This is a genomic window from Caballeronia sp. A2-2, assembly GCF_057612605.2.
Map to the genome: position 1 here is coordinate 3,271,415 of NZ_CM172587.1, position 25,258 is coordinate 3,296,672.

20 protein-coding genes, 1 tRNA gene and 1 riboswitch are annotated in these 25,258 nt (G+C 59.3%); of the genes, 12 read left to right on the forward strand and 9 right to left on the reverse strand.

Annotation, left to right across the window (positions count from 1 at the left end):
* Positions 1-135: 135 nt before the first annotated feature.
* Positions 136-618 (reverse strand): transcriptional regulator NrdR, encoded by a 483-nt coding sequence (gene nrdR, locus ACZCWR_RS15520; RefSeq protein WP_487301609.1) that lies wholly within the window; start codon positions 616-618, stop codon positions 136-138.
* Positions 619-645: 27 nt separating this feature from the next.
* Positions 646-1,893 carry a serine hydroxymethyltransferase gene (gene glyA / locus ACZCWR_RS15525; RefSeq protein WP_487301610.1) on the reverse strand — a complete coding sequence of 416 codons (1,248 nt, stop codon included), beginning with the start codon at positions 1,891-1,893 and terminating at the stop codon, positions 646-648.
* A 175-nt stretch (positions 1,894-2,068) separates the two neighbouring features.
* A riboswitch (ZMP/ZTP riboswitch) is annotated at positions 2,069-2,167 on the reverse strand.
* Between the two features lie 215 nt (positions 2,168-2,382).
* Here glyA and ydfG point away from each other — a divergent pair.
* The 10 genes from ydfG (at position 2,383) to ACZCWR_RS15575 (ending at position 9,804) form a co-directional block, all read left to right on the forward strand.
* Positions 2,383-3,129, forward strand: a complete 747-nt coding sequence (gene ydfG, locus ACZCWR_RS15530; protein WP_487301611.1) for a bifunctional NADP-dependent 3-hydroxy acid dehydrogenase/3-hydroxypropionate dehydrogenase YdfG — start codon at positions 2,383-2,385, stop codon at positions 3,127-3,129.
* 126 nt (positions 3,130-3,255) lie between these two features.
* Entirely contained in the window at positions 3,256-3,684 is a 429-nt protein-coding gene (gene ybgC, locus ACZCWR_RS15535) for a tol-pal system-associated acyl-CoA thioesterase (protein WP_487301612.1), read from the forward strand.
* Positions 3,685-3,836: 152 nt separating this feature from the next.
* Positions 3,837-4,514, forward strand: coding sequence for a protein TolQ (gene tolQ, locus ACZCWR_RS15540; RefSeq protein WP_487301613.1), 678 nt, complete (start codon positions 3,837-3,839; stop codon positions 4,512-4,514).
* A gap of 32 nt (positions 4,515-4,546) precedes the next feature.
* Positions 4,547-4,990 carry a protein TolR gene (gene tolR, locus ACZCWR_RS15545; RefSeq protein ID WP_487301614.1) on the forward strand — a complete coding sequence of 148 codons (444 nt, stop codon included), beginning with the start codon at positions 4,547-4,549 and terminating at the stop codon, positions 4,988-4,990.
* Complete coding sequence (tolA, locus tag ACZCWR_RS15550) at positions 4,987-6,102, forward strand: cell envelope integrity protein TolA (protein WP_487301615.1); 1,116 nt, start codon at positions 4,987-4,989, stop codon at positions 6,100-6,102. Before tolR ends, tolA begins: the two co-directional genes overlap by 4 nt.
* A gap of 99 nt (positions 6,103-6,201) precedes the next feature.
* Positions 6,202-7,494 carry a Tol-Pal system beta propeller repeat protein TolB gene (gene tolB, locus ACZCWR_RS15555; RefSeq protein ID WP_487301616.1) on the forward strand — a complete coding sequence of 431 codons (1,293 nt, stop codon included), beginning with the start codon at positions 6,202-6,204 and terminating at the stop codon, positions 7,492-7,494.
* A gap of 55 nt (positions 7,495-7,549) precedes the next feature.
* A complete protein-coding gene (gene pal / locus ACZCWR_RS15560) occupies positions 7,550-8,056 on the forward strand; it encodes a peptidoglycan-associated lipoprotein Pal (protein ID WP_487301617.1) in 507 nt (168 codons plus the stop codon).
* Between the two features lie 36 nt (positions 8,057-8,092).
* Positions 8,093-8,842: a tol-pal system protein YbgF gene (gene ybgF, locus ACZCWR_RS15565; protein ID WP_487303346.1), complete on the forward strand. Its 750-nt coding sequence runs from the start codon at positions 8,093-8,095 to the stop codon at positions 8,840-8,842.
* Between the two features lie 143 nt (positions 8,843-8,985).
* Positions 8,986-9,061: transfer RNA gene (locus tag ACZCWR_RS15570), tRNA-Lys, on the forward strand.
* Positions 9,062-9,279: 218 nt separating this feature from the next.
* Positions 9,280-9,804 (forward strand): hypothetical protein, encoded by a 525-nt coding sequence (locus tag ACZCWR_RS15575; RefSeq protein WP_487301618.1) that lies wholly within the window; start codon positions 9,280-9,282, stop codon positions 9,802-9,804.
* A gap of 96 nt (positions 9,805-9,900) precedes the next feature.
* Here ACZCWR_RS15575 and ACZCWR_RS15580 read toward each other — a convergent pair whose 3' ends face one another.
* The gene (locus ACZCWR_RS15580; protein ID WP_487301619.1) at positions 9,901-11,391 is read right to left on the reverse strand and encodes a tyrosinase family protein; all 1,491 of its coding nucleotides are present in this window, start codon (positions 11,389-11,391) and stop codon (positions 9,901-9,903) included.
* A gap of 473 nt (positions 11,392-11,864) precedes the next feature.
* Entirely contained in the window at positions 11,865-13,160 is a 1,296-nt protein-coding gene (locus tag ACZCWR_RS15585; RefSeq protein WP_487301620.1) for a glycosyl hydrolase, read from the reverse strand.
* 1,543 nt (positions 13,161-14,703) lie between these two features.
* On the opposite strand from ACZCWR_RS15585, the gene ACZCWR_RS15590 reads away from it, so the two are divergent.
* Complete coding sequence (locus ACZCWR_RS15590) at positions 14,704-15,591, forward strand: WecB/TagA/CpsF family glycosyltransferase (protein WP_487301621.1); 888 nt, start codon at positions 14,704-14,706, stop codon at positions 15,589-15,591.
* Here the strand turns inward: ACZCWR_RS15590 and ACZCWR_RS15595 are convergent.
* Positions 15,545-16,816: a glycosyltransferase family 4 protein gene (locus ACZCWR_RS15595; protein WP_487301622.1), complete on the reverse strand. Its 1,272-nt coding sequence runs from the start codon at positions 16,814-16,816 to the stop codon at positions 15,545-15,547. The two genes, ACZCWR_RS15590 and ACZCWR_RS15595, sit on opposite strands and share 47 nt — an antisense overlap.
* Before the next feature lie 216 nt (positions 16,817-17,032).
* On the opposite strand from ACZCWR_RS15595, the gene ACZCWR_RS15600 reads away from it, so the two are divergent.
* Positions 17,033-17,746, forward strand: a complete 714-nt coding sequence (locus ACZCWR_RS15600) for a class I SAM-dependent methyltransferase (protein ID WP_487301623.1) — start codon at positions 17,033-17,035, stop codon at positions 17,744-17,746.
* A gap of 21 nt (positions 17,747-17,767) precedes the next feature.
* On the opposite strand, the gene ACZCWR_RS15605 is transcribed toward ACZCWR_RS15600, so the two are convergent.
* From ACZCWR_RS15605 to ACZCWR_RS15620, 4 genes are all read right to left on the reverse strand, one after another.
* Positions 17,768-20,242: a GNAT family N-acetyltransferase gene (locus ACZCWR_RS15605; protein ID WP_487301624.1), complete on the reverse strand. Its 2,475-nt coding sequence runs from the start codon at positions 20,240-20,242 to the stop codon at positions 17,768-17,770.
* Positions 20,239-21,573, reverse strand: a complete 1,335-nt coding sequence (locus ACZCWR_RS15610; RefSeq protein ID WP_487301625.1) for a lipopolysaccharide biosynthesis protein — start codon at positions 21,571-21,573, stop codon at positions 20,239-20,241. The genes ACZCWR_RS15605 and ACZCWR_RS15610 overlap by 4 nt, the downstream gene beginning before the upstream one ends.
* A gap of 43 nt (positions 21,574-21,616) precedes the next feature.
* Positions 21,617-22,750, reverse strand: a complete 1,134-nt coding sequence (locus ACZCWR_RS15615; RefSeq protein WP_487301626.1) for an acyltransferase family protein — start codon at positions 22,748-22,750, stop codon at positions 21,617-21,619.
* Between the two features lie 112 nt (positions 22,751-22,862).
* Entirely contained in the window at positions 22,863-24,449 is a 1,587-nt protein-coding gene (locus tag ACZCWR_RS15620) for a right-handed parallel beta-helix repeat-containing protein (RefSeq protein ID WP_487301627.1), read from the reverse strand.
* Positions 24,450-25,258 lie beyond the last annotated feature (809 nt).

Below are 25,258 nucleotides of genomic sequence, written 5' to 3' on the forward strand. Positions count from 1 at the left end.
CCACTCTATCGACACGCCACGCTCGCCGCCATTGGCCGAACGGCCAGGCCGAATGGCCGATGTTCAGCGCGTTTGCGTCACGGCAGACTGCGCGAGCGAACTACTCGAAAGGAACGGGAAAGGATGAAGAAATACTCAGCGCTTGCGCGATGCGGATTTCTTGGGCGCCGCGCGACGGAACTCTTCGAGCACGTCCTCGAACTCGGAGACATCCTCGAAACGCTTGTAGACGGACGCGAAGCGCACGTAGGCGATGGTGTCGAGCTGGCGCAACTCGTTCATCACAAGCTCACCCAGACGCTCGCTCTGAATTTCGCGCTCGCCCGAACCGAGCAGTTGATATTCGATGCGCGAAGCCGCGGCATCGATGGCATCGGCGGCGACCGGACGCTTTCTCAGCGCAAGCTGCATGCTCGCGACGATCTTGCGCCGGTCGAATTCCGCGCGCGTGCCGTCCTTCTTCACGACAGACGGCAGCGCGAGTTCAACGCGTTCATACGTGGTGAAGCGCTTGTCGCAGGAAGGACAGCGCCGCCGCCGCCGAATGGCTGCGCCATCCTCCGACACGCGGGAATCGACGACCTGGGTGTCTTCGTGTCGGCAGAATGGGCAGCGCATCGGGGCGTGTCTCGGGGATTGACGATATCAACGATAGACGGGGAAGCGCTGCGTCAGCTCGGCCACCTGCGCGCGCACGCGTTCGATGGCCGCCTGATCTTCCGGATGATCCAGCACATCGGCGATCAGATTGCCGACGATCTCCGCTTCCTTCGTGCCGAAGCCGCGCGTGGTCATCGCGGGCGAACCGAGACGCACGCCGCTCGTGACGAACGGCTTTTCCGGATCGTTCGGAATGGCGTTCTTGTTGACCGTGATGTGCGCGGCGCCGAGCGCGGCTTCCGCTGCCTTGCCGGTGATCTTCTTCGCGCGCAGATCGACCAGCATGACGTGGCTCTCCGTGCGGCCCGACACGATACGCAACCCGCGCTTCACCAGCGTTTCGGCGAGCACGCGCGCGTTGTCGAGCACGGCTTGCTGATACGTCTTGAACTCGGGCGCGAGCGCTTCCTTGAAGGCGACGGCCTTCGCCGCGATCACGTGCATGAGCGGGCCGCCCTGAATGCCGGGGAAAATAGCCGAGTTAACTTGCTTCTCGAATTCCGCCTTCATCAGGATGACGCCGCCGCGCGGACCGCGCAGGCTCTTGTGCGTGGTCGTGGTGACGAAATCGGCGTGCGGCACCGGGTTCGGATACAGACCCGCCGCGACCAGACCGGCGTAATGCGCCATGTCCACCATGAAATACGCGCCGACCGCCTTCGCGACCTTCGCCATGCGTTCGAAGTCGATGCGCAGCGCAAAAGCCGACGCGCCCGCGACGATCAGCTTCGGCTTGTGCTCGTTGGCGAGCGCTTCGAACTTGGCATAATCGATATCTTCGGCTTCGTTCAAACCGTAGCTCACCACGTTGAACCACTTGCCCGACATATTCACCGGCGAGCCGTGCGTGAGGTGACCGCCTTCGGCGAGGCTCATGCCCATGATCGTGTCGCCCGGCTTGAGCACGGCGAAGAACACGCCCTGATTGGCTTGCGAGCCGGAATTCGGCTGCACGTTCGCGGCTTCGGCGCCGAACAGTTGCTTCACGCGATCGATCGCGAGTTGCTCGACGATATCGACATATTCACAGCCGCCGTAATAGCGCTTGCCCGGATACCCTTCGGCGTACTTGTTGGTCAGTTGCGAACCTTGCGCGGCCATGACGGCGGGCGAGGTGTAGTTCTCCGACGCGATCAGTTCGATGTGATCTTCCTGACGGCGGTTTTCCTGATCGATGGCCTTGAGCAGTTCGGGATCGATCTTGGCGAGGGTACTTTCGGCTCTGTCAAACATACGTTTTCCGTGAGATCTAAACAGGTTGACCGGACCGCGCGCGCAGGCTTCGAGAAACCTTTCGAGCAGACGCAGGAAACGCCGGACACCAGATGGGCCCGGACGCGACGGATGAGGGAAGACTCCGGTTTCGCGGGACGGACAGCCACCGGCAACGCAGCGACGGCGTGCGGATCTCAGCTGCCCAGGCGAACGGCAAAACGACACTCCGCGCTTCCTGATGGGTCGTTCCACCTTGGATCCGAAGATCCTATCGCCAGTCACGCGGAGTTTGAGCGTTACAGTTTAATAGGCGGCCGAAGTTTAGGCAACCGGCCGCCGGGCCCGTCCGGCGCGCACTTCGCGGTGATCGACGCACGATCGTTCGCACAGACGATTACTTGCCGCGATGCATCATTGGAAGTACTCTTGGCGCCCATGCCGGACGCCTGCCCGCGCCTGGAACGCATTCGCTCGTTTCGCCCACTTCTCTGCCCCCGGAGCCCACTCATGATCGTTTTCGTCACCGGCGCTTCTGCCGGATTCGGCGCCGCCATTGCCCGTAGTTTCGTCAAGGGCGGTCATCGCGTAATCGCGGCTGCGCGTCGGCGTGACCGGCTCGCCGCGCTGTCGTCCGAACTCGGCGATGCCCTCCTCCCGCTCGAACTCGATGTGCGCGACGAAGCCGCGATCGAGAAGGCGATTGCATCGTTGCCGGAAGCGTTCGCCCAAGTCGATGTGCTCGTCAACAATGCAGGTCTCGCGCTCGGTCTCGAACCGGCGCACAAGGCGAGCCTCGATGACTGGAAGAACATGATCGACACGAACTGCACGGGCCTCGTGACCGTCACGCGTGCGCTCCTGCCGGGCATGGTCGAACGCAATCGCGGTCACGTGTTCAATCTTGGTTCGGTCGCGGCGAACTATCCGTATCCGGGCGGGAATGTCTATGGCGCGACCAAGGCTTTCGTGCGCCAGTTCAGCCTGAATCTGCGTGCGGATCTCGCCGGTACTGCGCTGCGTGTGACCGACATCGAACCGGGTCTGTGCGGCGGCACCGAGTTCTCCAACGTGCGCTTCAAGGGCGACGACAGCAAGGCCGCATCGGTCTATAAGGACGTGCAACCGCTGACGGCGGAAGACATCGCGGACGCGATCTACTGGATCGCCACGCGCCCGGCGCATGTCAACATCAACACGATCGAGATGATGCCGGTCGCGCAGACCTTCGGACCGTTGCAAATACACCGCGGATAAATCGCAGGAAACCCGCGTATTTGGCGACGCCGCTTCGGCTTCCGGTAAAATGCCCGCGATGAATATTTGTCAAAAAGCGAGCCGGAGCGGGCCACGTAGCCGCCGCGCGAGCGGAGTGGCGCAAAGGTGAGCAATACATTGGTATTCGAGTGGCCGATTCGGGTGTATTACGAGGACACCGACGCCGGCGGCATCGTTTTCTACGCGAACTACCTGAAGTTCTTCGAGCGGGCGCGCACCGAATGGCTGCGCGCGTGCGGCGTCGATCAGCAGCGGTTGGCCGAGTCGGACGGCGTCGTGTTCGTCGTGAGGCGGACGGCGGTCGAATATTCCTCGCCCGCGCGTCTCGACGATCAGATCCGCGTGGCGAGCCGCATCGAACGGCTGGGTCGCGCATCGGTGGATTTTCATCAGGAAGCGTGGCGCGGCGACGTGCTGCTCGCGAGCGGAGACATTCGCATCGCGTCGGTGGATCGTGTGTCGATTCGCCCCGCGCCCGTACCGGATTCCGTGCTCGAAGGACTGCGGCGCGGCCCGAATTTCAACCCGGCTTGATTCACGATGACATCAGCGCGCGCTTCGGCGCAGCAACGCACCTCTCAGCAAGCGCCCGCCACGGCGTTGCTTTCGTTCCATTCACACTCGATTCGCGAACAACTGACGCGCCTCTGATCGGACGGCCCTCGCGGACGTCATAGCGGACCTTTATGGAAAACACCCAAGACCTGTCGATCGTTTCCCTCGTCATCCATGCGAGCCTGCTCGCGCAGGCCGTGATGGCGCTGTTGCTGCTGCTGTCGCTGCTTTCGTGGACGTTCATCTTCCGCAAATGGTTCGCGATTCGCCGCGCGCGGGTGCAGACCGAACGCTTCGAACGCGATTTCTGGTCGGGCGGCGACCTGCAGCAGCTTTATCAGAGCGCGGCGAACAATCGCCACACCATCGGCGCGCTGGAGCGTATCTTCGAATCCGGCATGCGCGAATTCCTGAAGGGCAAAGAGCGCCGCATCAGCGATCCGAGCGCGATTCTCGACGGTTCGCGCCGTGCCATGCGCGCCGCCTTTCAGCGCGAAATGGACGTGCTCGAAGCGAATCTCGCGTTCCTTGCATCGGTGGGCTCGGTCAGTCCGTATATCGGTCTGTTCGGCACGGTGTGGGGCATCATGAATTCGTTCCGGGGTCTCGCCAACGTGCAGCAGGCGACGCTCGCGAACGTGGCGCCGGGTATCGCGGAAGCGCTGGTGGCGACCGCCATCGGTCTGTTCGCCGCGATTCCGGCCGTGGTCGCCTATAACCGTTATGCGCACGACATCGACCGCTTGGCGATTCGCTTCGAGACTTTCATCGAAGAGTTCTCGAACATTTTGCAGCGTCAGGCGCACTGAGCGCGTACTAACCGAATACGAAGGAGTCCGCGATGGCAGGCCCGACCCGTTCCAGCATGCGCGGCAGTTCACGCCGCGCGATGGCCGATATCAACGTCGTGCCGTATATCGACGTGATGCTCGTGCTGCTCGTCATCTTCATGGTGACGGCGCCGCTCGTGTCGCCTTCGATCATCAACCTGCCGACCGTGGGCAACGCGCAGCCGCAGGAACAGCAGCCTCCGCTCGTCATCAACATCAAGGCGGATGGCAGCATGAATGTTCGCTATAAGGAAGACGGCGGGCAGACGCAGGAACAGCGCATGACGAAGGAAGACCTCAATACGTTCGTGCTCAACCGGCAGGAATCGCATCCGGATCAGCCGGTCGTGATCGCGGCAGACAAGACCGTGAAGTATGAAGTCGTCATGAACGTGATGTCGGATATGAAGGCGCGCGGGGTCAAGCGCGTCGGGTTGCTAGTCAAATCGCAATGATCGGTTCGCGGAACAATCAGCAACGCCCGCCGCGCGCATCGTCCGCGCGGCCCATGCGTCCGCCGCGTGAGCGCGGTACGGGGAAGGCGTTCGCGCTCGCAGCGCTCATGCATGTGCTGCTGATCTGGCTGCTGTATCACGGCATCAACTGGCAGAACAACACGCCTGCGGGCGCCGAAGCCGAAATCTGGACCGAGATTCCGGATACGCCCGCGCCCACGCCCCGCCCCGCTCCACCGCCGCCTGCGCCCGTGAGGGTTCAGCCCGCGCCGCCGCCCGCGAAGGACGAGGATGCGGACATCGCGCTGCAGGAGAAGAAGCGCAAGCAGCAGGAAGCCGCCGCGCGCGATGCCCAGCTTGCCGAGCAGCGCCGTCAGCAGGAACAGGCGCAGCAGGAAGCGGAAGCGAAGCGTCAGCAGCAAGTGGCCGCGCAAGCCGCCGCCGCAGCCGCGCTGCAAAAAGCGATGCAGGACAAGCAGAAGCAGATCGAACAGCAGCGTCAGGCCGATCTGCAAAAGCAGCAGCAACAACAGCAACAGCAGAAGGCGCAACAGGACAAGGCGCGTCAGCAGCAAGCCGCCGATCAAAAGGCCGAACAGCTCAAGGAACAACAGGAAGCGAAGGCGAAATCCGACGCGCAAGCCAAGGCGAAAGCCGATGCCGACGCGAAAGCCAAGGCAGCGGCACAAGCCAGGGCGAAGGCCGACGCAGAAGCGAAAGCGAAGGTCGATGCAGACCGCAAAGCACGCCTTGCCGCGTTGCAAGGTCAGTTGGGGGGCGGCACGGCAGCAAGCGGCGAAGGCCTCGCGAAGAGCGGCACGGCCAAGGGCGCAGGCGGCAACGCGACCTCGGCGGGTTACGCGGAGAAGGTTCAGCGGCGCGTGCGGCCGTTCCTCGTGTGGTCGGGTGAAGCAGCCGGTCTCGAAACGACTGTGGCGGTTCGCTGCTCGCCTTCGGGCACCCTGCTTTCCGCGACGATCACGCGTTCGAGCGGCAATGACCAGTTCGACCAGGCAGCGCTGCGCGCGGTACAACGCGCCGATCCGATGCCGACCGATATCGACGGGAAAGCGCCGCCGAGCTTTTTCATCAAGCTGCATCCGGCGGAATGACGGCATGCTAAGCGCCTTGACAGGAACAAATTGTGCAACCGCGGGTCTGTTTTTCGGTCTCAGACCTTGACCTTTGCTACTTTCCGGACTTTTAACAGCATGAGTTTGATGACGAAGCTTGGCCTGAAAACACTTTTTGCGTCTTGCCTGCTGGCCGCAGGCGCTGCCGCGCACGCCGAACTCACGGTCGTCGTGACCGGCGTCGGCTCCACGCAATTCCCGATCGCGACGGCCAACTTCGCCAACGAGGCAAGTTCGTCGCAGCAAGTGAGCGCGATCATCCGTCAGGATTTGCAGCGCAGCGGCCGCTTCAACAACATCGATGCGGGCAGCACGCCGGTGTCGGAAGCCGATTCGGTCGATCTCGGCACGTGGAAGGCGAAAGGCGCGAACGCGTTCGTCGCGGGCAGCGTCAACAAGCTGCCGAACGGGCAGTACGAAGTGCGCTTCCGTCTGTATGACACGGTGAGCCAGCAGAACCTCGGCGGCCTGTCGCTCGTGTCCGGCGAAGGCGGTCTGCGCATGAGCGCGCACAAGATCGCGGATTACATCTACGCCAAGCTGCTCGGCGGGCGCGGCGTGTTCGCGACGCGTCTGTCCTATGTCATCCAGACGGGCGGGCGTTATCAGTTGCAGATTTCCGATTCGGACGGTCAGGACGCGAAGATCGCCCTCTCCAGCCCCGAGCCGATCATCTCGCCGGCGTGGTCGCCGGATGGCACGAAGGTCGCCTACGTGTCGTTCGAGAAGAAGAAGCCGGTGGTGTATATCCACGATCTGCCGACGGGACGCCGCGTGGTCGTGTCGAATCAGAAGGGCAACAACAGTGCACCGGCGTGGTCGCCGGATGGCCGCAAGCTCGCGGTCGCTTTGTCGCGCACGGGCAATACGCAAATATTCGAAGTCAATGAAGACGGCTCTGGCCTGCGCCGTCTCACGCAAGGCAGTTCCATCGACACCGAGCCGTTTTTCTCTCCCGATGGCAACTGGATTTATTTCACGAGCGATCGCGGCGGCCAACCGCAGATCTACAAGATGCCGGCGGGCGGGGAATCCGCCGGCGCGGCCCAGCGGGTCACGTTTACGGGTTCGTACAACACGAGCCCGCGCGTGAGTCCGGACGGCAAGCAACTCGCGTACATTTCGCGCACGGGCGGCGGCTTCAAGCTGTATTTGCAGGACCTCGGGTCCGGCACGGCGACGGGGCTGACCGATACGACGCATGACGAATCGCCGAGCTTCGCGGCGAATGGTCAGTACATCCTCTACGCCACCCAAGTGAACGGACGTGGCGTGTTGGCGGCTGTGTCGACCGATGGTCGCACGCGGCAAGTCTTGTCAGTTCAGGGCGGTGTGGTGCGCGAGCCGTCCTGGGGTCCGTTCATGCAATAAGTCCAGCAATAACGTTTCACATACAACGTTCAGCTACAACACAAGGAGAGGTACCATGATGTCGAAACTTCGTATCGGCCTGGCAGTTGCGATGGTCGGCGCATTGGCGGCGTGTCATTCGGGCGTGAAGCTCGATGAAGGCGCAAACAAAGGCGGAACCAGCACGCAGCCGAATCCGACGGACGTGAAGCAGGTCAACATCGACCCGCTGAACGACCCGAACAGCCCGCTCGCGAAGCGCAGCATCTATTTCGACTTCGACAGCTATGCCGTGAAGGACGACTATCAGCCGCTGCTGCAACAACACTCGACGTACCTGAAGAGCCATCCGGAGCGTCACGTCCTGATCCAAGGCAACACCGACGAACGCGGCACGAGCGAGTACAACCTCGCGCTCGGTCAGAAGCGTGCGGAAGCGGTGCGTCGCGCCATGTCGCTGATGGGCGTGGCCGATTCGCAGATGGAAGCCGTGAGCCTCGGCAAGGAAAAGCCGATGGCGACGGGTCATGATGAATCGTCGTGGGCGCAGAACCGCCGCGCGGATCTCGTCTACCAGCAGTAATCCCAGCAACGTAACCAGTCACGGGTGAGTCGCCCTATGTTGTATCGCTTTTCCTTGCTGCGCGTGGGCGCAGCCGCGTGCGTCGTCGGTTCGATGCTGTCCGGCGCGCCTGCGCACGCCGGCGTCTTCGACGACAACGAAGCGCGTCAAGCCGTGCTCGATCTGCGCACCAAGACTGATGGCTTGACCAATCAGTTGCAGGCTGCTCAGCGCACGATCCTCGATCAACAGAATCGCATCGACCAGTTGAATCAGCAGGTCGCGACGGTTCGTGGTCAGAACGAGGACTTGTCCAATCAGGTCGCGACGCTGCAGAAGCAGCAGAAGGACTACTACGCCGATCTCGACACGCGTCTCAAGAAGTTCGAGCCGCAGCAGGAGACGATCGACGGCGTGTCCGGCGCGGTGCAGCCTGGCGAGACGGAGGCGTTCAACGCAGCGTCGACTCAGTTCCGTAACGGGGACTACAAGAACGCCGCGGCGTCGTTCAAGACGTTCGTGGCGAAGTATCCGCAGAGCCCGTATCAGCCGACCGCGCAGTATTGGCTCGGCAACGCGTTGTATGCACAGCGCGACTACAAGGGCTCGACTGCGATTTGGCAGAATCTGGTGAAGACGTACCCGACGCATCCGCGCGCGCCTGAGGCCTTGCTCGCGATCGCGAATAACCAGATCGAGCAAGGCCAGAAGGCTGCGGCCAAGCAGACGTTGAGTCAGATCATCTCGCAGTATGGTGGCACTGAGGTCGCGCAGACGGCGCAGAGCAAGATGTCGCAGGTGAAGTGAGCGGCGTTTTCATCGCTCATGTCATCGAAGAAGGCGCCCGCTGACTGTGATGCTGCGGGCGTTTTTCGTTCTACGTTTCGCGCAATGATCAGCCGGATTGGGTTGACAGATAGCTGAACCGGCAATTATAATTTTGCCTCTTTGGGTCGTTAGCTCAGCTGGTAGAGCAGCGGACTTTTAATCCGTTGGTCACAGGTTCGAATCCCGTACGGCCTACCAAAGAAATCAAGCAGATAGCCCGGTCTTCGTGACCGGGCTTTTTGTTTTGCGCGGTCCGTGTAGGCACTGTGTAGGCAAAGCTAATCAATACGACTCGCGCGCGTTTCTTTCCTTAGCAGTGCTTTGCTATCTCAAAAACGCAAAACTGCATGGGCAAATTTTGACGCTCTCATAGAATCAAGATCGCGGGGCGGTGGCGTATTCTTGAAGTCCGGCGCATGGTTGCGCCGGAAACAGGTTTAGCAGCCTGTCAGGAACTGGACAAACGAACGGCGACGCTCAACGACGCACGCACGAAAGTCCAGTCATCCGCGATGAATGCGGAAGGCCAGGCTGCGATCGATGCGGCGGACATGGCGCTACAAAAGGGGCAGGCGGCAAAGGACAGCGCCATCGACGAACTGAACGCCTTTGCAAGCCGCGGTTCCGTGGTGTGGCAAGCGCTACTTACGATCGACGCACAAGCGGATTCAACTTCGAAGACGCTGGTCATCACGCTGTCCGACGCCAAGACTGCGATGACCGGTGCAGCGGGTGCGCCGACCCTCGCTCAGTTTTCTGGCACCCACCCGCAAGTCAAGGCGGCGAATGCCCAATCCGATATCGACAGCTTGAAGGGTGCGACTTCCGCCTTAACCATTTACGCGAATATGGTGAGTACGCAAAAATATTTCACTCCCCTGATCGCGAAGATCAACGCATGTCCGACCTCGGCATTGACGGTGTCTGTGACGCCAAATTGACGTTGGAACGCGCACGCGTCCCTCCCAAACCATCAAACAAAAAGCCCAATCACTCGACTGGGCTTTTTGCTTTTCGGCGTGAGCGCGCGCAGCCGCTCAATCGTCCGATGCATCATCCGGCGTGGCCAACTCCACGCGCACTTCGCCCACGCTAAGCACTTTGCCTACGACTTTATGGTTTCCCGCGAAGAAGGCAAACGTCAGGACCATCTCCGACGATCCCGAAGTGCCCGTTCTCGCGAGCACGTCGTTCGCCGGGTAAGTCATCGTCGCCATCTTGTGATGCATCATGCCTTTGACCTGGAACGCGCCAATCGTCCCGAGCAAGTAATTCGGCAGGTCTTCGGGCGGAACACCCGTGGGCGGCAGATTGAGATAGAGCTTGCAGAACCAGCCACCCTCCTCGCCCAACTTACTCAGTTTGAGCTTGTCCAGCACGATGTTGACCGTCGTCGGCGTAGTGGACGAGGCGCTCGTGACTGCGCTCGCGTCCGGCGTGGTTTGCAGCGCAAGCGCATTGGCCGTCGCGACGTGCGCGCCAATGACGCCCTGCACCGTCTTCTGACTCGAAGACGGCACCGTGACCTTCACGCTGACCGAATCGTTCGTCACGGAAAGATTCGCTACGCCGCCGAGCGACTGGACGCCGTCTGTCGGCTTCGTTGCGGCGGGCGTGGTAGCGAGCGACAGCAACTTCGGCCGCGTCGTCAGCGGCGTAGGCGGCGTGATCTGCGCCTGAACGCGGATGATATGCCCTTCGTTCGAGCGAGTCTGCGGCGGGAGCACGGTTGGCATCGACGTATTCGCGTATGTGTAGCCGAGGCCGGTGGGATCGATCGTCTTGTTTCGCGCCATCGTCAGATTCGACGCGTAGGTGAACGTCCCCTTCCAATAGCTGTTCGTGCTGGCAGGCATCCGCTTGGGATGCGCGAGTGTCCATGCGTACCACATGCGATCGACCATCGAATGATGCAGATAAAAAATCGGGTCCATGGGTGAAGTCATGTCGGCCATGTATCCGCCGATCAGATCGTGCACTGGATCATGTGGCGCGCTTTCGAACAGGATCTCGAAGTTGTTCGGCAAGCCCGTTTGAAAATTGATGACGCCCGGCTGAAACGGATCGAGCGACAGCGCGTTGTAGACGTCCGTGTTGACGCGCGACGAGTAGAGCGGATTGCCGCTCGATGTATCAAGGAACTCGGCCGGAATGTTCGGGTTCGCGTAATAGTCCCAATACGGCAGCGTCAGGTTGGCGTCGCCGGAAACGGTGCGCAGTTGCTGCTCGAAGTAATACATGTACCCGCGGTGCCAGGCGAGGAAATAGGGAATATCGTGCGGGCAATAGTTGACGTGCGCGTTGACCCAATACAACCACGAGTTCTTGCTGCTTGCGTTGGTGTTCGCCCGCATCACCTGAACGGCGTTGAGGAACGAAGCGTAATGCGTCGTCGTCTTGAACTGCTGCCATTCCATGCGGGTTTTCAAAGCTGTTGCGGAGTGCGATGAAATAGGCAGCGCCATCATCGCTACAGTTGCAGCGGATTCCTTCAGGAAGTCACGCCTGGTACGAGTGTTCGATTTCATGGCTTCTCCAGATGAAACACATCTCTCGTGGCGATCGCGAATGCTCCGGTCACGCCGAAGGAAAGCGGGGACAGTGAGTGCGTGCGGGAAGGTAGCCTCTGATGAATACTGATACGGCTTTTTTGTGGCAAACGTTTGGCTGACCAAGGGCTCCGAAAAACCGTTGGAATCCTAAGTTGCTTTGCTACCGCAAGTGAGATGCTACGTGCGCGCGGTGCGCTTCAATGTTCGACGGCGCACATACCGCATAGAGGCGAAGAAGTCGTTGAACCGAAATTTCACCGGCGATTGTTTCCGATATTCACGCGAGCGTCATGCAGCGGATCGATCAGAGAGGAAAGGTGAGGTGAGATCGTGCTCGCGGCTTTTCTAATGTAATTGGCGAACACTATTTCTCTGTCGAGCGGCACGAAAAACGTAGAGGGCGAACGCCTGCTGCACGGCGTCGTCCTCTGCATGATGCGTGCTCCGATTTACGACAGCTTCTCGAGCAGGATCGGCTTCATGCCGATTTGCACCACACGATTAGCCGGAACGCTGTTCACGGTGCCATCGAGTTGCTTGTACTGCGTGTAGCCCGCCGGAACCGTGAAGGACGTGGTCTGTCCGTCCATCAGACTCGATTTCCATACGACCAGGCCTTTGTAATTGCCCGAGCGCGTGACGGTCACCTGATCCAGGTTGTACACCGATGTCGGCGCGCCCAACGTTGCACCGAGCATCCAGTTATAGACCTGCTGATACGCGACGCCGGGTTCGAGCACGGTTTGTGTCGTCTGCTGCGCGAGCGTGCCCCATTGCGTCGAGTCGAACATGTACCAGATCGAACGCGTGACGCCGCTCGTGAAACTGAGGATCATGAAACGGGCCAGCCAAGCAGATTGTTGGTCCTGTGTCGCGCCATACGGCCAGGAACTATCGCCCCAACTGTGTTCCGTGTCCCAGAGAGGCAATGCGCTCAGGCCATGCTTCGCCATGACGGACTTCAGATTCGCGACCAGCGGCACGATCTGCTCGGGCGCACTGTCGATATAACCGTGGAAGCTCACGATATCCGTGTACGCCGTGCCACCTGCGCTGAAATAACTGTCGAGCCACTGATAGGCGTTTCGGCCCTGCGGCGTCGGCGACAGAACGATGCTGCCTGACGCCTTGATGATCGGATACGCAATCGCCGCCATGGCGATCTGCTCATCCACCGTGCCGGGACCGGTATTCGGCGAGTTCGGCTCGTTCCACAGTTCCCAGTACTTGATCTTGCCTTTATAGCGGTTCGTGATTTGCGTGATGAAGTTGCGCCATGCCGTCAGATTCGGTCTGTCGCAGGAACCTGTCGGCACGCCGCTCGCGCATGAGCCTGTGTTGGTCGAGGCCCACGGCGGAACGTCACAGAAACTGTAGAGGATATCCACGCCGTGATTGACGCCGGCGTTGACCACTGCATCGAGATTGGCCCAGTTATACACGCCGTTCGACGGATTGAGGGTGGCCCACGCGACGTCGGGCCACTGACCCAGCGTCCTCAACGTGTTGAATTTGACGGTTGGCCAAGGTTTATAGGTCGCCGACGAATAGTGCATGCCGAAGAAACTCGCCGGCACGACCGAGCCTGCGCCCGTCGCCGCCTTGCCTACCGCGTTCAGAGCGGCGTCGCCTTGCTGATCGTTTGCGACTGCGGAGTTATTGACCGAACTGCCGACACTGTCGTTGCCGCCGCCGCCGCATGCAGCCAGAACGACGGAGCCGGAGCCCGCCAAAAGAAAATTCAAGAAATTGCGACGCGATGCCGTTATTTCCTTCTCGCTTTCTAAAAGCGAAAGAGAATCCGCGTGACTTTCTATTGACTGCCCTTCGGGGGGATGAATAGGGGTACTAACAAACTTGGACATTGCGATGGATTTTCAAGAATAGCCAACGCAGACCTGGCTGCGCCACGAGCTATAGGGTTTCAGAAGCAAGACCGCCCGCCGTGGTGACGAACATCGTTATTTTTACTTTCTTAGTATCATATCAATATTTTTTTTACATCTTATTACATCGTGTTTGGCACTATTTCAAACAGAAGCGGCTTCTCCAAACGCAATACGCTACGGCAATTTCATGCTCTAGCCTCTCTTAAACCACCGTCTACATTCGCTTTTAGCCGATGTTATGTGCATTTATTTAAAACAAATGCTTACAAATCGGCAAAATAAGCAGGCTTTCCGATTCGGGAATTATTACGTCTGAAGATAAACAAGAGCTTTCGAGATATTTTTTGTAACGGACGTTTTATTTTTTGTTTTTACTATGTCGCACTTTAGATTTTTCTCGGCCTCGTTCACAAATCTATCTGTCAAATTAGTTTGGATACCTACTTAATCCCCATACACCGGTGAGAGCTTATTCAATCAGCCCGGTTTCTAGATATTCAATTCAACGCGTAATCGAGACGCTTCGGTCTCTGTCTGACGTGCTATTCGCCATATCCGATGTCGACCTGAGGCGTCATCGTCCCGCCCAAACGAACCCGCCTCGCGAGCCTCGAACGAGCAGTTGCACTTGTCCGAAGAATTTTTAGCGGACCGCCCGACAATAAACACACGGCTTAGTCGTGACTAGTTAGAAAGGAGCGGATGAGATCTGATGCTGTCTCAAGCAAGAGAGGTGTTCAGCTGAGCGCCCGGCTTCGCGCAGACATGCCATTGACTTGGAATGCCGTAAAAAGATCTATTCCTATGATAGAAACAATATAAAACTTTTCTCTTTTAGCTTCCTTTTCTCTACGGACAAAGTTATTGTTGCTAGGGTCGCGGGTGAGCGCAAACGAATTGAACATATGCTAAGTTTTATACGGCAGCGTCTGCGTATTGCCTAAGATCAAGTCACATGAATTTCAAATAGTTATACTAACTTAATCCAAAAAGCTTCAGCTTTCTTCAGCCGAAAATCATAAAGAATCACATGTGTCAGATCGTTCGAATGGAATAGGAACGACGAAGTCGCATCGGCGCGAAATAATCATCTCGACCGTTTCTCGCCGTGTCATGAAGGGTTTGTCTGACCGGCACGACTTCATTGACTTGCGGTTCAGTCATTCCATGACGACCGTTGCAACGCGTCGCCTTGAAAGGCGAGAGCGAGCCGAACCGGCCATGACGCCACAAGCGTTATTGCGCCCTTCGGTGATTCATTCATGAATAAAAGAGGCAACTTCTAATACCTTCGACAAGTCTGGTGGGACAGTTTGCCAATGCGTCGGATAGTTCTTGCATCCGGTAACGGCATATGAGTTTGCAATACGCATTGTTCTAAGCAGCATCAACCTTACAAATGGAGACGTGCGTGCAATCGTGCAGCGGCAACAGGACCGGCTCTACGGTTCTCGACACATTCGTCCACGCGTCTTCGATGGACGAAGCGCTCGATACGAGCGTCCGATGGACGAACCATGCGAAAGCACGCACGATTTGCTTTTGCAACGTTCATGCGCTGGTCACGGCATCGGTTCACCCTCAGCTTTCGCAAAGTTACGCCAATGCGGATCTCGTGCTGCCGGATGGCGCGCCTGTCGCGTGGATGTTGCGGCTGCTAGGACATCGCACCCAGAAGCGTGTAAGCGGTCCGGATTTCATGTGGCGTCTTTGCGGCCTCGCCGAGCAGACCGGCGCACCGATTTATCTCTACGGCAACCGCACCGAAACGCTAGAGAAGCTGTCATCTCGTCTGATGACGGCGTTCCCGCGTCTGAAGATCGCAGGGACCATGTCGCCTCCATTCCGGCCACTCACGCGCGACGAACTCGATGATGTGATCGACACGATCAATCACTCCGGCGCACGTATCTGCTTTGTGAGTCTGGGTTGCCCGAAGCAGGAGATCTGGATGCTTGCACAGAAGCATCGTCTTCATTCCGTTTTGCTCGGCGTCGGCGCCGCGTTCGACTATCACGCGGGAACGGTTCAGCGGCCGCCGGTCTGGGCACGTAACAACGGTCTCGAATGGCTCGGACGTCTTACGCAAGACCCGAAGCGCCTATGGAAGCGATACCTGCTCGCCAATTCCATTTTCATGTGGCGCGCGTTGGGCCAATTGCTCGACCATGCGCTCAACGGCGCGAACGGGCCGCATGAGTCGCATGATTTCGTCTCGGCCGATGTGGGCGAAGCCGAATCTAGTCAGCCAGGCGAGCAGCCTCAACCGGCTTCACGTATGCCTTGATGTCGTCATACGCACGCTCGACCTGAGCCTCCCACGCAAATTCAGGGCATTTCTGGCTCGCGCGCACGCTCATCTTCTGGAGCCACGCGCGATCCGTATCCATGCGCACGAGAACATCGGCGATGGCTTGTGCAATCTCGGTGGTGCTCATCTTCGAAGCCTCGATGACGCAGCCCGTCTCTTCCGTCACGTAATAGCGCGGGCCGCCAAGATCCAGACACACGATCGGCAAGGCCGCGCGCATGGATTCGAGCACGACGTTGCCGCTCGAATCATGGAGGCTGGGAAATACAAATACATCGTGGCTTTCGTAGTAGGCCGTCAACTCATCGCGGTCGAGATGGCCGACGAAGTGAACGTGGTTCTCCACGCCTGCGCGTCGCGTCACATCATCCAGGTACTCACGAAGCGGTCCCTTCCCGGCAATCGTGAGTGTGATGTCGACGCCGCGCGCTCGCGCGATCGCGATGGCATCGATGGCGAAATGAATTCCTTTTAGTCCGATAAGACGTCCTGCATACAGCGCCTTCAAAGGACCGCGCGTATTCGTTTCTTCTTCGGCGATACGATTGCGCGATGCTTGAGCCTGTTCGGAATCGATCGGCAGTTGCACACCGATCTCCTGACGGATGCGGCACTTTTCCCAAAAACGCGAAGGCAACGCCGTCTTCGATTCCTCTGTCTTGCAAAGAATGAGATCCGCCGTGAGGCAATTGATCCAGACGCCCGGATCGATCTTGCTCATCAATACGCCGATCAGACGCACCCGCTCGTAAGCTCTATCGCGCCACGGCAAATGACGGAACAAACGCATGGGCGCGCGATCACCACCGCCTAGCGGACCCATCACGTATGGCTTGCCAAGTAGGCCGAGAAACGTAGGAAATCTGAAGGTTCCCAGCGTCATGTGATGGATGAGATCCACATCCCGATGCAGGCCCGTGCTCAGACAAAACAGAAAGGCGCGCAATTGCCACAGCACGTAATAGATGCGTGAGTTGAGATACACGGTTTCACTCAAACCGAATGTCGGGATAGAGAGATACCTGAACGTGATATTCGATCCCGCTTCGATCTTCGCCCGCGAAAGATGCCGCTCGAAATACTGATGCGTGAGCACGATGACCTCATGCTCGCGCCCGAGAATCTGTGCCCATCTCCATGCGACGCCCGGTTCCGAGCCCCACTCGGACGAGCAGGCTGACGCCGAAAGCAATATTTTCATATGGACCGACCTACTCGAAAATTGTTTCGATTTACCAGGCAACGAACTTACTCGGCATTAAAAAAGTCGTTAAAGTTCAACGTGCTTCGTCCGTCAACAGTTCGATACATCATGATAAAAGACCAAATGCTCGACTCAATGCGGAACCTCTCACGCGACGTCAAATCAGGGCTTATCGCAGCTATTGCACGACTTCCCGATGGTGTACAGGACATCATGTTCAAGCCGGAAATGCGTTCGGTGCTGCGTCATCTTCCGCTGGTGCGCGCGGTCTATACCGGCTGCTTTCGCGCGCATCCGCTCGATCGTCAACTCGGCACGGATACGAGCGGCATCGTCGTCGTGGACAAGCGGGACAAACGCGATGCCCACGGTAAAGAACATCATCCCTACATGGGATCGCAACCCAGCATCGTTCGGCGTGCTTTGCGATCGCTCGGCGATATCGAGAACTTCGCTTTCATGGATATCGGTTGCGGCAAGGGACGCGCCCTGATCATTGCATCCGAGTTTCCTTTTGCAGCTGTCTGCGGTTACGACATCAGCGCCCCGCTCGTTGCCGTCGCGCGGGAGAATGCGCTCATCGTGGCGCGTCGCTTTCCCGATCGCAAACCGATCACCGTGTTCGAAGCCAATGCCGCTCACATCAAGGAATTCGCGCGGCATGTCGTCATTTATCTATTCAATCCCTTCGGCGCCGAGCCGCTCGCGGCGCTGCTCGAACGCTTGCACACGGGGCTGCGTTCGGGAGAAATCGAGCGCCTCTTTATCATCTACATCGTCCCGACCTGCGCCGAACTCATCGATGCTTCCCCGCTGCTCACGCGCCGTTTTTCAGGCTCCATGCCCTATGAACCTGCCGAGATCGGCTATGGCAGCGAAGAGGAGCATTCGGTCATCATCTGGGAAAGCACGGCACGTTCATCGTGACGAAACACCGTACCACGCGCGTCAGATGGTCGGCATGAACGGCCCCTGACCGCGTGCGAGCCACGAGCGTCTGACCGCGCGCGCCACCGAGCAGGTCATCGACGAGCGCTCCACCGCCAGGCGTTGACGCAACGTTGCGTTGAAGCCCATCAGGAAGCGGAAGGTCGCAGGATTCGGAATGCCATCGAAATCGAAGGTCAGCCTTTTTTCCATTGCATTGCGGATGGCGGTCCAGATGAGCAAGCTGATCGAGCCGCTGTGTGAATCGCTCAGCCGCGACGAAAGCAGATAGTAGGCCGAATATTTGTCCGCCACGACCGCGATCGCCGCCACGAGTTTGCCGTCCGGCGAATACGCGCCGAGAAGATAGCCTTGTCCGCGCTCGGCGAACGCGAGCACGAGCCTGCGCATCACGCTGCTGTCGTAAGCGTTGGCGTGTCCGCGATTCGTGAGGTTGCCTTCATAGAAGCGCAGGAATTCCTCGGGCGATTCGATCGTCGCCACACGCATCAACGTGCCGGCTGTCTTGATCAGATTGCGCGTCTTGCCGCGCAGTCCGCGCCAGAGTTGATCGCTGTTGCTCTTGCCATCGAACTGGAAGGTGTAGCGCGTCGTGATCGTGAAGCCGTTGAGGCCGAACGCGAGGGCATCGCTCATGCGCGGATCGCAGATCTGATAGAAGCTGTCGAAGCGCGGCAATTGCGCAATAAGCGAATGAGTCATTTCCAGACGGAATTGCAGCGCTTTCTGTTCATCGCCCTCGAATGGTTTGAGCACCGGCCCGAGCGTTCGGGTGAGCGTGGGCATGCCCGACATTTTCAGAAAGCCTTTGCGGCTCAACGCATAGGGAAGCTCGCCCACCACTTCGCCCTTTTGACGCACCACCGCCGTGCTCCAGTTTCCGTCGGCGGCGATATCGAGCCACCACGGCTCCTGAAAAACCGAGCGCTCGGACGCAAGCGAAAGCGATGCGTTCACCGAAGAAGCATCGGCGACGTCGCCCGATGCGGCCGGCATCGTGGGAACGACCGGCGTCACAGCCGACAAAGGATGAGCACGCCTGTTCGTCTCAAGCGAGCCTGCTGCCTTGTTCGGACCTGACGGCAGATTGACGCCCGGCGCACCCGGGACAGGTCCGCCGCTGCGCTTCTGAGTGTCGAATGGCTGTCGTAATAATGGAATATCACTTTGTTTCATTCTGCCCTCGCGATCCAACGCTTCGACGCTCGGCTGCATCCGAATCTTCTTGTCCTTTAACGCGAACACTTCCGCGTCATGCATTGCGTCTTGATAGATGCCGATCAGGTCCTGCAGACTGCGTTCGGGCGTGTAGCGCCGCTCATACTCCGCACGTGCGTTGTTGCCCATCTCGCGCATGGCCGCCGGATGCGCATTGCACCATTCGAGTTTGCGCGCGAGATCCTCGGCATTGCCCTGATCGAAAAGCAGACCCGTGCGTCCTTCGTCGATCATCTCGGCCAATGCGCCGCAACGGCTTCCGATCACCGGCAGGCGGCACGCGAACGCTTCGAGCAAGGTCAGCGGCATCATTTCGTGCCAGACGCTCGGCATCACGAGATAGGACGCGCGCCGCATCGCGTCGCGCACCTCGGCGGGTGAACGCCGGCCCAGCGCTTGCAGACGCGGATGACGTTCCACATCCGCCGACAAGGGACCGTCGCCGATCACGTCGATCGTCGCATCGTTCAGGCGGTCGAGCGCCTTCATCAGCACGGCGATGCCCTTTTCCTCCGACAGCCGCCCGACGAACAAGCCGCCATGACGCGCCGCCGCGAACATCGGACCGTTCGACGCCGAAGTCTCGCAATCGTCGATGTCGACAAAATTCGGCTTCACCACGATGCGGTTCGCAGGCAGTCCACCTTCGATGAACTTTTGCCGGCTGAACTCGCTCAGCGCGACATAGCGCGTCACCTTGCGCGTGTAGCTCTGCAACCGCCAATGCGTCGCGAGCATGGTCGCGACGACCGCCGTCTGCGATTTCGAGTTTCGATAGCAACCGTGCGTGACCGCGCGCCAGGGCAGCTTTCCCTTGCACGCTTCGCAGATTTTTCCGTCGCGCAGAAACATTGCCTGCGGGCACAGCAGGCGGAAATTGTGCAGCGTTTGCACGACGGGCACGTTGTGGCGCGCCGCTTCCCAATACAAGGACGGCGAGAGCAAGGGAAAGGTGTTGTGCGCGTGAATGACATCGGGCCTGAAACGCGCGATCTGCTCGCGCAGCGTGGATGTCGTCTCGCCGGACCAGATCGTTTGCCGGGCAATGTCGACGGGATTCATCCCGGCGATTTCATCGTTATGGCGGCTGAGCGTTTCGACGTGATGGCCAGCCGCCTTGAGCAACTCGACTTCGCGGTCGCGCACGACATCCTCGCCGCCGCGCCAGTGATAAGCGGTGTGCGCGACCAGCACCCGTAACGGTCGATCGAGCCGGGTATCCTCGACATGCAGAACTGTGGGCACCGCACTGCTCATCTATCCGCTCCCGTTTCGGCAATTCCGGCCTTGAGAATGGGCATCGCGGCCACACTCCCTTCCGACGCGCGCGACCGGTCGATCGAGTCGCCCTGCTTCTCCAGCACTTGCAGACGACGCCAGACGAAAGCGCCTTGCACCAGGGTCGCGATGGCCACGCTCAGACAGCCGCCGACCGCCGCCCCAACCAGCCCATGCGTGTGAATCAGAAGCAAACCGCCCGTGAACGTAAAGGCCGTGGCCGCCAGGTTCGAGAGAAAATTGGAACGTGCATCGTTCAACGCCAGGGCGTAGGCGCCGAGCACGGTGCCGCTCAGCGCGAACACGATTCCGAACGACAAGATGCGCAGGATCGGCGTCGCATCGTCATACCGGCCTCCGTACAACACCTTGAGCACGAACGGTGCGGCCAGTTGCATCACGACGACAATCGCGATGCTCGCCACGAAAGCCTGACTGATCGTGGTAATGAGATGCCCGCGCAACGCTACCGGACCGCGTGAACCCAGAATGCTCGCGGCGCGAATCGGCAGAAGATTGCCGACGCTCTGCACGGCGACACCGATCACATTCAACGGATTGCGGCTGGCCGAGAACACCGCGATGGCCGCCGGCCCGAGCGGCGCCAGCAAGAACGGATGCAATTGGGTCGCACCCCAAAGCGCCAGTACGGTCATAAAGAGCCAGCCACTCGCTTCAAGATGTTGCGCCGAGATTTCGCGTACATGACGAAGCGTAATCGAGCGGGCCATGTCGATCTGCGGTAATCCAAACATAAAGGCAGCGAAGGAAGTTGCCGCCATGATGAAAAGCGTCACATTTCCATCGACCAGCATGAAGCGGCTCATCGCGAATATGGCAACGAGCTGACCACCATAGCTGACGATATCGTTTAGCAGAGCGGAATGGATTCGACCGATCGTGTACCAATAGCGTCTGAGTGTCTCCTGCAACATGAAACAGACCGCATAGGCAGCCGTGGCCACGAACAAGCGAGGATCCGGAAAATAGCGCCACGCAATCAGGCCGAGGAACACGACGGAAAGCGGCACGAGCGCCAGATGCGCCCACAGGCATACCGCGATGCGCACGCGCAGGCGTTCGGGTTCGTCGCGCGCGCCGAGCAGATTCAACTGCTGCGTGATCACCGCGCGATGCACGTTGGCAAGAAACAGCAGCACGAGCGCCGAGAGACTGAAGTGTCCGAACGCGTCCGCATCGACGTGCCGGCTCACCCAGAGCAGCGTGACGAAGTTGGTGCCGGACAACAGCGATTGGTCGATCAACGCCAGTGCGCGCGGGTCTTGCCACCGGCGGCGAATCAGGTTCATGACATCTACTCCGGTCTTTCGCACAGGGCGCGACGCACGCGGCTCATTCATTGGATAGCTTGCGACGCAGCCAGTCGCTCATCCTGAGGCGCACGGCGTTCTGCATCTCCAGCGCTTCGTCGCCGATGCGCCCGAGACGCGGCCGCAGGCGCTGCATCGGCCGCTCGACCAGCCACCACGACGCCGCGGCCAGCGCAAGCGTGCAGGGCATGCCGATCGCCAGACTCGTCAGCCGATGCGAGAGCGCCGGCATGGCCGCCACGACGGCTTGCTGAACCGGATACGCGTACAGAAAAATTCCGTACGAGTAGTCCTGACCTTCGAGCAGACTCCAGCGACGCGGATTACACAATCCGAGCCAGATGGCGACGTAGCTCACGGGTAGCGACGCGAACCACGCGCCATCGGAAAACGTCAGCAGCGCAAGCGAAGTCAGCGCGGCGCCGAGCAACAAAAAGCGCGTATGCACAATGCGATGACGATGCACGTACATGGCCATGCCATCGATAAAACAAAGCAGCAGCAGATAGCCGTTGAACATCGTCGGCAGATCGTGTACATGCCGATGCGTAAACAGCAAATAGAGCGACGCCGCGACGTGGACCAGCACCAGCATGAGCAAGCTCTGGCGTGTCGGCTTCATGCAGCCGAACGCCGCGAGGAAAGCGATCAGCAAATAGCAGCGCACTTCGCGCGGCAACACCCAGAGTTGAATATTGACCACGCTCGGCATCGAGTTGCTGTTGAACACGCCGGGCAACTCGAAGTGCAGCGAGCCGACCACATTCAAAAGATAGCCATAGACGCGCAAATCGGTGAAGTACTGGCCGAGCTGCAACGTGGTGAAGAACGGGCCGAGCAGCATCGCGCTGAGCAAGACTTCGACGATCAGCGCCGGCAGAATGCGCAGAATGCGCAGACCCGCGAATTCCACGAGGCTGCGGCAGCGCGCGAGACTGCCCGCGACGAGAAACCCGCTCATCGAGAAGAACATGGGTCCGACGATGGCGATCAACGGCCGCAACGGCCCGTGCCATAACTGCGTGGAAAGACCCTCGCCGTAAGTGATCGTCAATGCGCTATAAAACAGCACCAGAAGCGCCAGCGTGATGCGCAGGTAGTCGAAACCGCTTGGACGCGACTGCGCCTCGATCAGACGATGGTCGAACGATCTCATGTACTCGTTGGCCATGGAAAATCCCGGAGTAGTTTCGCCAACTGCAATAGAGCTTCGGGTAGTGAACGGGACCGATATCCGTCACCGCGACGCTAACGAAAGTTCGTTTCATTCATGGGCCCGGCTTTGCGTCGGACGGGCCGATATTCACCGCGCCCATCATCGCGATCGTTTGCGCCGGCAGCGGCGCGAGGCTGGCACGCAAAGCGTGATACCACGTGAGGTCCGGCGGCTCGCGGCCCTTTTCCACATCGCTTTCGAAACGGTCATCGATCGTTCGTGTGTATGTCACGGACGCCTTGTCCTGCCCGCTCCGGCCAATCCACTGCGAGAGCGAACTGGTGCGGTATGCCTTCCAGCCCAGCGAGAATTGCGACGCGCCGGCCCGATCGACGAACACGTTGTTGTTCGCCGTGTTGTCGGCGTCCTGCTCGGGAAGCACGAGCGTCCCGCGGTTCCATGCGATCACGTTGGCGAAGATTCGATTGTCGCGCGCACGCAGATCGAGCCGATGCTCCGGGTCCACGCGGCCTTCGTCGATTACCGCAATGCCTTGCAGTCCGTTCGACGCGACAAGATTCCACGCCACCAGCGAATCCGAACTGTGCGGCAAATAGATACCGCGTTGCCCGTTTCCTATCACGCGATTGCGAACGATCTTGCCGCCGCTGCTCGCCTCGTACTGAATGCCGAAGCCCGAGTTATAAGCGGCGATGTTTGCCTCGACGAGATTGTTGCGGTTATCCCAGTCGAACCAGATGCCGTCGCCATGGTTCCTCAGCGCCTCGAAGCGGCTCACGACCGAATCGCGCAGGCCGCCCTCACCCGTGAACTTCGCGCCGCCCGCTTCCCACCATTTGTTGAAGCCCCGCGTGTTGTTGTTCTCGGCCTGCACGCGCGTGATCGTCACGCGGTTTCCTCGCGCCTTCACGCCGAGTTGGCCGCAACCCAGCGCCGCTGAATCGCGCAGGATGTTGTCGTCGCCACTGATCTCGATTCCCACGCTGTCCGCGTCGCGCACCGTGATGCGATCGAGGACGAGCCGCTTTCCCACCAGCGTGACGAACGCCGCGCGGCTCTGCGTCGACGTATTGCCATAACGGAACGACACGTTTCTGAGCGTCACGTTGCTCAGGTCTTCACCAAACACGCCATAAGGCCTGCTACTGACTTCCACCACGCGACCGGCCAACGTTCCTTCCGCCGGACGGACATACAATCGATGCGTGCCCGCGACATAGGCAAAGCTGCCTGCCGGCAGATTATCGGCGCTGCCGGAAACGCGACCCGGCCAGATTCCGCCCTCGGCCTTCATGAAGTTCGCCCACTCACTGCGCGGGTTGACCGGATAACTGTCGAACACCGTTCCGTTGATCTGCTGCAACAGCTTGCCGTCCACCGCGACCTGAGCGGGCTCGCTGGGCCAGCCGGTGGTCCACGCACCGCCATCCGCCTGCCGCCACGTCGTGACGACGTCCGCACCGCGAATCTCGACCGTCCCTTCCCCTTCGATCACCGTGGCGGCCGCGCTGGACCAGTCACGCTTCGGAAACACCATGCTTTCCCGATACACGCCTGCCGCGATGACGAGATGATCGCCGGGTTGCAGCGCCGCCATGGCCGATCCGATCGACGCAAACACAGCGGCTCCGCCATTGGACGGGCTCGCGGCGGCGCTCGACATAGCGCGCGGTGTCACGCGAAGCTCGCGCGCTCCGGCCGGAACAGCCACGAATACGCTCAATGCCAACGTTGCGGCGAACCAGAGCCTCAATCGGATCAAGGATCGAACACATGCAGGCACAGTTATCCTTCTCATGCTCGTCCTAAGGGATTCAGGCAGTCGCAAGGAACTCGTTCAACGCACGTCTTCAATAAGTTTCAGCTAAGCAATACTGCTTGGTGGCGATTGAACAGCCTGCCAAATAAACCGGCGCCGGGGAATACCTACCCCAAAAGAAGATGCGGAAAATGCGCTCTCAAATGTTTTTTTAGTTTGTAGGTATCCTAATTCAAGGATCAAACCAAAGTCAGGCGAATCATGCCATAGAAATCTTCAGATGCACATCCGCCAAAAAGTATTTCGATTGAGAACCTTTTAAACCCGCTGCCGATCCACATTTCTGACATATCTCAAAGATCGATCGTCCTAATTAAGGCGCTAAAGACCCTTTGAAAGCTTTTTTGTAAAACCAGCGGGTCGCGAAAGCAACTCGTCTTATGATAAGTTAATCAAACCAAATAGTGGCTTTGCCGCCCGGAACGCCCGGCACGACTGCCTCCACAGCATGATAGCCGCTTGCGGTGACTGCGGAAGCGCGCCCTTCGGCGGCCATACGCATTTTTAGCACAAGTCTCGGTATTTGTTACGCGGGAACGCCGCATCAATGCGGGAAGTGTGAATAAGCGCACATAGCGGAAAAAGACCATCCGATATGTTGGGTGATCGTATCAGCGCATACTTTGACTGTCACATGGGGCCTTCAGACTTCCTGCCTGTCTGCCGGT